Source organism: Cytobacillus sp. FSL M8-0252 (assembly GCF_038007345.1).
Lineage (GTDB): Bacteria > Bacillota > Bacilli > Bacillales > Cytobacillaceae > Cytobacillus > Cytobacillus kochii.
This window is the reverse complement of the sequence record NZ_JBBOWZ010000001.1, coordinates 3451976-3462545: the sequence shown is the minus strand read 5'-3', so window position 1 is coordinate 3462545 and position 10570 is coordinate 3451976. Positions and strand designations below refer to the sequence as shown.

Sequence of the window (10570 nt, the reverse complement as noted above, 5' to 3'; positions counted from 1 at the left end):
TTATAGTTACAAAATCAGAAAAAGTAACATAAGATTATGTATGAATTTCTCCTTTAGTATTTGTGTGAAAAAAGCTATAATAAGAAAAAGAACGACTGAATGCTCATTCATTTTCGAGGAGGATCTAAAAGTAAAAAAAACTGATTATATAGAAAATTTCGTGACATGGGAAGAAGAATTTATATTTGCTCACCCTGTTAAGGTGCGTTTTTCTGAAACAGATATGTTTGGTCATTTAAATAATACGGTTCCATTTGTTTACTTTGAAGAGGCTCGCATTGAGTATTTTAAAAGTTTAAATCTTATGGACGATTGGGTGAAGGAAGAAAACGAAACATTTATTGTCGTTGCAGATCTTCAATGTGACTATATGAAGCAAGTTTACTTCGATGAGAACCTCTTAATTTATGTAAAAGCAGGCAGAATCGGACAATCATCGGTAGATATTCATTACATGGGTAAAAGAGAGAATGGTGACATTTGCTTTACAGGAAGAGGAACGATTGTTCAGGTATCTAAATTAACTGGTAAAGGTGCGCAGTGGACTGATGATATGAAGCTTGCTTTTCATGAGAAAATAAATGTACCTCAATCTTAGATAGGGACAGGCGTACATTTAGAAAATAAACATTCTCTACTTCAAGAATTTCAGTCACTCTCATTGTTTAACATACATATGATATGATGACTAATACACACCCACCCCGCGATTCATGGCTGGCGAAAGGCAAGGAGGGTTACAATACTTGAAGGAGAATGATTATACTCACAAGCCGTTACTCACAAAACGAGAAAGGGAAGTATTCGAGCTGCTAGTACAAGATAAAACAACTAGGGAAATCGCTGGTGAATTATTTATAAGCGAAAAGACAGTTCGGAACCACATATCTAATGCCATGCAAAAGCTTGGTGTAAAGGGGCGTTCACAAGCTGTTGTAGAGCTCCTTCGTATGGGAGAGCTAGAGTTATAATTTTAGACCGGCAGTCCGTCTGGATTGCCGGTTATCAATGTAATAGAATTTTATTATTTTAGGCGGGCGCAATGCTCGTTTTTCTTTTCTTGACATATTTTTTTAGTTTGCTTACAGTTCTCGCTTGAATTTTCCTTCGAAAAAGGTGACAATAAAATTAGGATTAAAAGTAACGGAATAACCGAATATTTCGATGATATATATAGGAGTGTAGTGAATGAACGTAAGAGAACATAGAAATGAACATGTTAATGAAGTTGTAGCAGATATAGAAAAGGATTTACGATATATTTCTGGAATTATTAAGCAACATGGCCGTGAAATTTTAAGCAATTATACCATTACTCCCCCGCAATTTATTGCCTTACAGTGGTTATTAGAGGACGGGGACATGACAATTGGAGAATTATCGAATAAAATGTACTTAGCCTTTAGTACAACGACAGATTTAGTCGATCGTATGGAAAAGAGTGAATTAGTAAAAAGAGTGAAAGATCCTAATGATCGTCGCGTTGTAAGAATCCACTTATTGGAGGAAGGCGAAAGAATTATAGAAGAAGTGATCGACAAAAGGCAAGATTATTTGCAAGAAGTATTAAAGGATTTTTCCGGTGAAGAGGTCGTTCATTTAAGGGAGAATCTAAGAAAATTGCATCAAGATATGAAAAGAGATTGAGGCGAGAAGAAAGTGAAACAACCGATAGGTATTATTGATTCAGGGGTTGGCGGGTTAACTGTTGCAAAGGAAGTGATGCGTCAGTTACCTAATGAAAATATTATTTACTTAGGAGATACAGCTCGATGTCCATATGGTCCGAGGTCTGGAGAAGAAGTAAAAGAATTCACATGGCAAATGACGAAGTTTTTATTAGAAAAAGAAGTGAAGATGCTCATTATTGCCTGTAATACTGCGACTGCTGTTGCATTAGATGATATTAAGAATGAGTTACCAATTCCGGTCATTGGCGTTATTTTTCCTGGAGCAAGAACGGCGCTAAAAGTAACAGAAAATCATATCATTGGCATCATTGGTACAGCGGGAACGGTGAAGAGTCGTGCTTATGAACTCGCATTAAAAGGGATCAATAATCGTACGGTAGTTCATAGCCTAGCTTGTCCTAAATTTGTCCCACTAGTAGAAAGTGGGGAGTACGAGAGTGTATTTGCGAAAAAAATCGTTCTAGAAACGTTAGGGCCATTAACAAATAAAGGTTTAGACACATTGATATTAGGCTGTACACATTATCCGCTGTTGGAGAATCTTGTTAAGCAAGTGATGGGTGAAGGTGTTAACGTGATTAGTTCCGGAGATGAAACCGCTCGAGAAGCAAGCACGATTCTTTATGATCGCGGCTTTTTAAACACGAGTGAAGAAGATCCTCAGCACCGTTTTTTCACAACAGGTTCTGAAGCGATGTTCAAAGACATTGCAACAAAATGGTTGCATAGAGAGATAAACGATGTGGAGCGCATACAACTCGGATAATATGGAGGCACCAAATATAATCAATGAACAATCATTGGTTGTATTTGGTGTTTTTTAAATGAATAGATTGCGAGAAAGAAACGATATGCGTTATGCTTTTAAATATATATCAATAAGAATGAGGTGAGGATGGATATGCAAACAGCAGAGGAGCATTTGCAGAAGTATTTCGGTTATACAAGTTTTCGACCAGGTCAAAAAGATATTATTTACAATTTAAATCATGGCCACAACGTACTTGGCATTCTACCAACTGGCGGTGGTAAATCACTCTCCTTCCAAATTCCCGCACTTATGAATGACGGTGTGACGATCGTTATCTCCCCTTTAATTTCACTAATGAAAGACCAAGTAGATGCCCTTCTTGAAGCAGGAATTCCTGCAGCCTATATGAATAGTAGTCTTTCTTACAAGGAATATTCGGAAACAGAAGAGCGACTGTTGGCAGGGGAATATAAGCTTGTCTACATAGCTCCGGAACGTCTGGAGTCAATGGAGTTTCTAACGATTATGGAGAAGATTCATTTATCAATGATTGTCTTTGATGAGGCGCATTGTATTTCTCAATGGGGGCATGATTTTAGACCGAGTTATCGATCGGTAGTGGACAGGATTTTCTCTCTTACTGAAACGCCTGTAATTGCTGCATTAACAGCGACAGCGACGAAAAATGTAGAAGAAGATATAAGTCGCTTATTGCATATAGAAAAAGAACATATTTTTGTTACAGGCTTTGCCCGAACAAACCTTTCTTTTCAAGTGTTAAAAGGAAGAGATAAGCGCAAGTATTTAGAAACCTATGTTTCCAGTAGAAAAGAAGAATCAGGTATTATCTATACTTCTAGCAGAAAACAAACCGATCAATTATATGAACATTTTCTAAAGAAAGGTTATAAAGTTGAAAGATACCATGCTGGTCTTTCTGAGGATAATCGTAAACACTCTCAAGAAAAATTTGTCCATGATCAAGTGACGTTGATGATTGCTACCAATGCGTTTGGGATGGGGATAGATAAACCGGATGTGCGTTATGTGGTGCACTATAATATGCCACGAAACATCGAAGCTTATTATCAAGAAGCCGGAAGAGCAGGGCGAGATGGGGAAGAAAGTGAATGTATTTTACTTTACTCACCTCAAGATATTCTCCTACAAAAATTTTTAATAGAAAAGAGCGAGCTGTCAACAAGCCTTCGCGAGCAAGAATATGAAAAACTAAGGCAGATGACGAATTATTGTCATACGGAAAGTTGCTTGCAATCCTATATTGTCGCTTATTTTGCCAATCAAGATGTATCGTCATGTAATAAATGTTCGAACTGTTTAGATGAAAGACAATCTGTTGACATTACGAATGAAGCGATGATGATTTTCTCGTGTATTAAACGAATGGGAGAGCGTTTTGGCGTTAAGCTAACAGCTCAAGTGTTAAAAGGGTCCGCGAATAAGCGGATTAAGCAATTGTCTTTTCATACACTTACGACTTATGGGCTTATGAAAGAAAAAACGGAAAAGCAAATTGTTGATATGATTAATTATTTACTTGCTGAAGGCTATCTTTCTATGACAGATGGACAATATCCGACCGTTACTTTAGCTGATGAAGCTATCCCGGTTTTAAAAAGAGAAGCCCAAGTATCTATGAAAATCTCTGATGATAAAGAGCTAGAAGAACGTCCAGCTGGTGAAGAAAATAGCGAGTTATTTGCTATCTTAAGAGAGTTAAGAAAAAACTTAGCGCAAGAACAAGGTGTACCGCCCTATGTCGTTTTTGCTGATACAGCGTTAAAAGAAATGTGCACTTATTTCCCTACTACTAAAGAAGCGATGTTATCGATTAAAGGTGTTGGTGAAATGAAGTATAGTAAATATGGGGAAGCATTTCTAGAAGAGATAAAAGTTTTTACTGAAAAAAATAACATCGAGGTCAAAGAGCAACACTATGTGAAGACACCACCAGTAAATAAAAAAGCGGCTGAAGGGACAGGAAGTCATATCCATTCATATGAAGCCTTTCTATTAGGTAAAACGATTTCGGAGATTGCTAGAGAGCGTTCTTTTTCACCGATAACGATTCAAAATCATATTTTTAGAGCGGTAGCAGAGGGCCATCCGATTGACTGGGATCAAGTTTTCAATGAGCAGGTAGAAGAGGAAGTACTTGTAGCTGCAGATAAAGTCGGTGTAGAAAAGTTAAGACCGATTAAAGATGAAATCAATGATGATACAATTGATTACTTTCAAATTAAGGCTGTTCTAACGAAACATCGTTTTGTTTGAATACGCTTTGTCCAAATTTGTCTAAAAGAATAGAAGACTTTCTTTCCTAAAGGCGGTCTATTTTGTAAATAGGCTCGTATACATGTAGTACAAACTGTCTTAGGAGGGAAAGGTTATGTCTTTAAATAAAAAAGCGACCATCGCAGTGTCCGCTGTATTAGTTTCATCTGCTTTGTTATCAGGTTGTGGATTATTTGGTGGAGAGGAGAAAGAGAAAATTGACCCACCGAGTGAAATGTCCATTAATAACGAAGATGCCAATGTAGAGACAGAAGAGACGACTGGTGAGGAAAGTGGAGCTGCTGATGAAGCGGCAGAAACAACAACGATTCCAACAGAATTATACTTAATTGACAATAATGGTTATGTTGTATCACAAACATTAGATTTACCAAGTACGAATTCTGTTGCTAAACAAGCGTTAGAATATTTAGTGGTAGATGGAAAAGTAACTGAACTCTTACCAAATAATTTCCGTGCAGTCTTACCAGCAGATACAAAAATGACGGTTGATGTGAAAGATAAAGTGGCTCATGTTGATTTTTCTAAGGAATTTGCTGAGTATAATCCAGAAGATGAAGCAAGAATCCTGCAATCAGTCACATGGACATTGACCCAATTCGATGAAATAGAACAAGTGAAATTGAGTATAAATGGGAATGCGATTAAAGAAATGCCAGTCAATGGTACACCGATTGGCGAAGAAGTAAGTCGTTCTATCGGTATCAATTATGATAACTCTGTTGTCACAGATATTACAAATACAAAACCAGTTACCGTTTATTACATGGGTGGCGAAGAAGATGCTAAATACTTTGTTCCAGTAACAAAAAGAGTGTCTAATAATGTCGACAATAACGTGACGGCAATCATTGATGAGTTAGGGAACCCTTCTTTAGGATCTAAACTTTCTGCCGTCTTACCAAGTGAAGTCGCTTTATTAGGTGAACCTAAAGTAGAGGATGGAACGATTACCCTCGATTTCGATGAATCGATTTTCTCTAGTGGGGGAGAAAATGTCATTAACGAGAATGTATTAAAAGTTTTAGCGTTATCACTTACAGAACAAGCAGAAGTGGAATCTGTTGCTGTTACAGTGAATGGCGAGGCTGATTTACTTGATGAAGATGGCGAAAAGCTAGAGCCTGTTTCAAGACCTGAAAGTGTGAATACAGGTAGCTATTAATTGGTATCACCATCCTTTTATAGTAAAATGAGAAGAGTGAGGAAAGGGGCCTCCTCTTCTCTTTATTTTTTATGACGAACATAAAAGGAAGGAAACGCTATATGTCTGAGATTATTATTGCGACAAAGAATAAAGGCAAAGCAGAAGAATTTAAAAAAATGTTTGCATCACTCGGTTATGAAGTGAAAACATTACATGATTATCCTGATATGCCAGATGTGGAAGAAACGGGTACGACTTTTGAAGCAAATGCCGTTTTAAAAGCAGAAGAGATTTCGCGCTTAATGAATCGACCGGTGATTGCTGATGATTCCGGATTATCAATTGATGCACTTGAAGGACGCCCAGGAATATTTTCCGCTCGTTATGCAGGGGAAGATAAAAATGATGAAGCGAATATAGATAAAGTACTTGAAGAAATGAAACATGTACCGGAAGAGAAGCGGGATGCTCGGTTTTATTGTGCACTTGCGGTAGCTATCCCTGGAAAGAAAACATACACCGTTTCGGGGACATGTGAAGGTAAAATTCTTTATGCACGAAAAGGAACAAATGGCTTTGGTTATGATCCCATCTTTTGGGCGAATGCAAAGAATAAGGCGATGGCAGAGTTAACATCAGAAGAAAAAGCAGCCATTAGCCATAGAGGACAAGCATTAAAGCAATTAGAAAAAGATCTTCCAACTATTCTTTAAGGAGGAGGATAACATGAAGTTACTCATCGTTAGTGACAGCCACGGTGATGGTGACATCCTGCAAGAACTAAAAGTACGTCACAGTCAAAATGTCGACTATATGATTCATTGTGGGGACTCTGAATTAAGTAGTGACCAAGCTGAAATCACTGGATATGTCGCTGTGAGAGGGAATTGCGATGCCGATGCTCGCTTTAAAAACGAAGAATTAATAGATACGGATAACGGCAAAGTATGGATTACACATGGTCATCTATATGGCGTAAAATCGTCTTTATTAGGTTTAAGCTTAAGAGCAAAAGAAGTAGCTGCACGTATTGTGTGCTTTGGTCATTCGCATCAACTGGGGGCTGAAATGGTAGATCAAATCCTTTATCTTAATCCAAATAGTATCTCGCTTCCAAGGCAGCCGAAAGAAAAAACATATATGATGGTAAATTGGACAGTGGAAAAAGTGGTCGTTTCCATTTGGACAAGAGACGGTGTCGAGCTCGAGGAATGGCAGCAATCCTTTTCGTTTGCGTAGCCAGAGAACTGCTATTATTACAGCAGTTCTCTGCCAATTATAAATTTATTTAAAAATTAATTGACACTTCAGTTTATCCTGCGTATAATAAATATTGTCTTGATATTAAGTCCCAGTAGCTCAGCAGGATAGAGCAACAGCCTTCTAAGCTGTCGGTCGGGAGTTCGAATCTCTCCTGGGACGCCATTAGCTACATATTTATCTACCACTAAATGGGCGCAAGCCCCGTTATATAAGCCTTCTAGGGCGTCAGTTGATACGGTCAATGATTCGATCAACGGACGCACTAGGAGGCTTATTTTTTATGACAAAACGAAAACCATCGCTAACGGTTCGTCAGGATTTATCTGATATTTTTGACGCGCCGCCTCAAATTACAACACCTCAACGACCGGAAGGCTTTCCGATTCAAAACGCATTAGCCGTAGTTATTCGCCAAATGGAGGCGTCTGGCCTTCGTGAACGAACAATCAGTGACTATGAACTTCACGTTAATCATTTTATACAAATTACCGGCGTTAGCGTTATGGAAGAATTAAACGCCGAGAAAATTTACGCTTGGTTATCGTCTATGAAAGTCAGTAACCAAACGAAACTCACGCGTCTAAAGTGTCTAAAGGCGTTTTTGTCTAAGTGCTTCATTAACGGGTGGCTTACGCATAATTTTTGGCACAACATTAAAATTCGTGTGGACACGCCAGTTAAAGAGGGCGCAACCGACCGAGAAGTTAAGATACTGCTTGCGATGTTAGACCTAACAAAATTCGTCGAGCTTCGCGATGCGGCTGCGATTTTACTAATGTATCAGACGGGAATCCGCGTCGGTACACTTGCACAACTACGAGAAGACCACGTAAAAGTCGCTAGTCGTCTGCTCATGGTGGACGGTGGCATCGTTAAAAACCACGAGTCTATTTATTTGCCAATTGACGATACGCTGGCCCGTCTATTGTCCGCATTGATCGAGCAGAATGCGCTTGTTAGAGAAGCCCAACGTACAAATAATGACTACTTGTTTTTATCGAAGAACGGCGGTGCCATCCAGACGAGTCCGAGTAATAACAATATAACGAAAAGGTTGTCTACTTACGCAAAAGAGTACGGACTGAAAAATATTAATCCGCACGCGCTCCGCCGGGGTTTTGCGAAGAATTTGCTGAAAAAAGGGGCTAACGTGGCTTTGATTTCAAAGGCGTTAGGTCATAGCGATTTATCGATTACAACTCGTTACCTTCATTTAGACAAAGACGAAGTAGCCGAGAGTTTACGAAAGTTTTTATAGACAAAAAAAAATAGCGCCGACTACGCCAAATAGTCGAACGCCCACACATAAACAGTTAGTTACATATTATCGAAAAAAACGTAGTTAGTCAAGGTTGGTTAACTATGTCTTTGGAATCGAACATATGTACGGTGTGGCTTACGCGGAAAGGGAAACCCAATGCACTATTTAATCGAATATAAAACGTTCCAATCAAAGCACGAAATGAATGACGCCGTAGCTGAGCACCTTTCAGAGCACCGTTACGAGTTGTCCGAAACTGATCGCACCGTTCTTAATACCATCGCCTGCTATTCAGTCAAATATGCTGGAGCCTCACATTTGAAGGCGGCTACATTGGCGAAGCTCGTTGGTAAAAGCGATAAGACGGTCCGACGTTCAATTAACCGCCTATGTGAGCTACGAATCATTCGCAAGGTAGTTATGATGCGCCCAGTGTCCGGAGGTAATGGTGCGAATATTATACAGATACTGCCGTTTGATGAGCTGCGTTTTACTCGCAATGAGCTGCGCGCCAGTGACCACCCGAAACCGTCCAACCGTGAAGAAGCCGTTAAGCCAGTCGTAGCAAGCGATAAGACGGCAACTAGCGAGAATAAACCTTTTAATTCTTTTAAACAAAATACTGTTATAAATAATACGTATAGGGCGTTCAAGCAATCCGTTGAATACTACGTTAAGGATGCGAAGCTAACGAATAAGCTATACGGCATCTATCTCGCACATACTTCATTCCTGCGGAATTGTCACGAATCTATCGATCTATTAAACTGCGGAATTGAGGCTGTTATAACGACCTTTAAGGCGACCAAACGGAAGGCTATACGTAACATTGCCGGCTACTATCATGGCGTATTAGACCGCGTGCTAGACGGTCTGATGTACGCAGTTTTGCCGAGCATTGCCGAATAGTAAGAATATCCGTAGGGCATTGCGCTATTTATCAGGCGAAAGGCGCTAGCGCACGAGGGGTCCGAAATCATCGGGGTTGAGCTGCGCAAGGCTGATCGTTTATGCAGCTTTCTATGCAAGGTGATAGCGATGGATATAATTTACAAACGTTGATATAGCGCGCTTTATTATACTGCATAAATGAACGCGAATATTATACGTAAGATATACGTCTATAAACGTTGATATAAAGCCATTTATTCGTATGAATGAACGTAACAAAATGCGTTTGTGTTACATAATATATGCGCTTTGTTGAATATTATATGCAACGCGTTTGATGGGCGGGGGTACTCGGTGAATCAGCGCTCCCACCAGGCATATTAACCTTATACGATTCAAATTTTAACCTCGGGGGTAAAAAATGCGCTAGAAAATTTTTGAATTTCGAGGGTTGATTTATGCAATGCGACCGTTATATAATTTACGTAACAAAACGAGAATAATCGGAGGTGTGTTACGTATGAACACGGTCGAACCAATCCGCAGCAAGGCGGACATCGCACGCATGAAAAAAGCGCTAGGCAATCCACGCGATAAGCTACTATTTATCTTCGGCATTAATTCAGCGCTGCGCATATCGGACATTCTTGCGCTAACGGTAGGCGATGTGCGCGGCAAGGATACGCTTGCAATCAAGGAGACCAAGACGCGCAAGTCTAAGCGATTCAAATTAAACCCCGCGATACAGAAGGCTATACGTGAGCTAGTGCCGGATGATGCAGACGACAATGCGCCCCTATTTCCTTCGCGCAGGGGAACAAAAGCGATTAGTCGCGTTCAGGCTTGGCGGATTCTTAATGACGCGGCCAAACGAGTAGGTCTAGATATTGAAATAGGTACACATACGCTACGCAAAACAATGGCGTATCACGCTTATAAATCAGGCGTAGATATTTCGTTACTGATGAACGTGCTGAATCATAGTAGCCAGCGCGAGACGTTGCGTTATATCGGAGTTACGCAGGAGCAAGTTAATGGTGTGTTCGAGTCGATTAATTTGTAATGGCGCTTCCTGCTACCCGACATCGCTTTTACGCTTTTAATTGCGTAAAATTTTTAACGAGACTTACTCTCCCAAGGGTTTCAGCGTTTATTCCTTAAAAGAAAATAAGGGAGTTTTTAACCCCTGCGCCTTCATTCGGGTAAAAGACACCCCTCACTCGGCGCCAATATTCTTTCTAATTATTACC

At 39.7% G+C, this 10570-nt stretch carries 11 protein-coding genes and 1 tRNA gene; all 12 read left to right on the top strand.

Features of this window, described 5'->3' with window-relative positions; translation table 11 throughout:
* The first annotated feature begins 160 nt into the window (after positions 1 to 160).
* On the top strand, positions 161 to 598 hold the full coding sequence (locus MKX83_RS17450) for an acyl-CoA thioesterase (RefSeq protein WP_341056705.1): 438 nt from the start codon (positions 161 to 163) through the stop codon (positions 596 to 598).
* Between the two features lie 148 nt (positions 599 to 746).
* Positions 747 to 971 carry a helix-turn-helix domain-containing protein gene (locus MKX83_RS17445; protein ID WP_066191568.1) on the top strand — a complete coding sequence of 75 codons (225 nt, stop codon included), beginning with the start codon at positions 747 to 749 and terminating at the stop codon, positions 969 to 971.
* A gap of 217 nt (positions 972 to 1188) precedes the next feature.
* Entirely contained in the window at positions 1189 to 1647 is a 459-nt protein-coding gene (locus tag MKX83_RS17440) for a MarR family winged helix-turn-helix transcriptional regulator (protein ID WP_095372354.1), read from the top strand.
* A 12-nt stretch (positions 1648 to 1659) separates the two neighbouring features.
* Positions 1660 to 2457: a glutamate racemase gene (gene racE / locus MKX83_RS17435; RefSeq protein ID WP_095372355.1), complete on the top strand. Its 798-nt coding sequence runs from the start codon at positions 1660 to 1662 to the stop codon at positions 2455 to 2457.
* Between the two features lie 135 nt (positions 2458 to 2592).
* Entirely contained in the window at positions 2593 to 4737 is a 2145-nt protein-coding gene (gene recQ / locus MKX83_RS17430; RefSeq protein ID WP_341056698.1) for a DNA helicase RecQ, read from the top strand.
* A 115-nt stretch (positions 4738 to 4852) separates the two neighbouring features.
* Positions 4853 to 5923, top strand: coding sequence for a GerMN domain-containing protein (locus MKX83_RS17425; protein ID WP_340975813.1), 1071 nt, complete (start codon positions 4853 to 4855; stop codon positions 5921 to 5923).
* A gap of 101 nt (positions 5924 to 6024) precedes the next feature.
* On the top strand, positions 6025 to 6618 hold the full coding sequence (locus MKX83_RS17420) for an XTP/dITP diphosphatase (protein WP_095372357.1): 594 nt from the start codon (positions 6025 to 6027) through the stop codon (positions 6616 to 6618).
* A gap of 13 nt (positions 6619 to 6631) precedes the next feature.
* Positions 6632 to 7144 carry a metallophosphoesterase gene (locus tag MKX83_RS17415; RefSeq protein WP_095372358.1) on the top strand — a complete coding sequence of 171 codons (513 nt, stop codon included), beginning with the start codon at positions 6632 to 6634 and terminating at the stop codon, positions 7142 to 7144.
* A 109-nt stretch (positions 7145 to 7253) separates the two neighbouring features.
* Positions 7254 to 7330: transfer RNA gene (locus tag MKX83_RS17410), tRNA-Arg, on the top strand.
* Between the two features lie 118 nt (positions 7331 to 7448).
* On the top strand, positions 7449 to 8426 hold the full coding sequence (locus tag MKX83_RS17405; RefSeq protein WP_341056688.1) for a tyrosine-type recombinase/integrase: 978 nt from the start codon (positions 7449 to 7451) through the stop codon (positions 8424 to 8426).
* 159 nt (positions 8427 to 8585) lie between these two features.
* Positions 8586 to 9338 carry a helix-turn-helix domain-containing protein gene (locus tag MKX83_RS17400; RefSeq protein ID WP_341056683.1) on the top strand — a complete coding sequence of 251 codons (753 nt, stop codon included), beginning with the start codon at positions 8586 to 8588 and terminating at the stop codon, positions 9336 to 9338.
* Between the two features lie 502 nt (positions 9339 to 9840).
* Positions 9841 to 10383 carry a site-specific integrase gene (locus tag MKX83_RS17395; RefSeq protein WP_341056675.1) on the top strand — a complete coding sequence of 181 codons (543 nt, stop codon included), beginning with the start codon at positions 9841 to 9843 and terminating at the stop codon, positions 10381 to 10383.
* Positions 10384 to 10570: the final 187 nt, after the last annotated feature.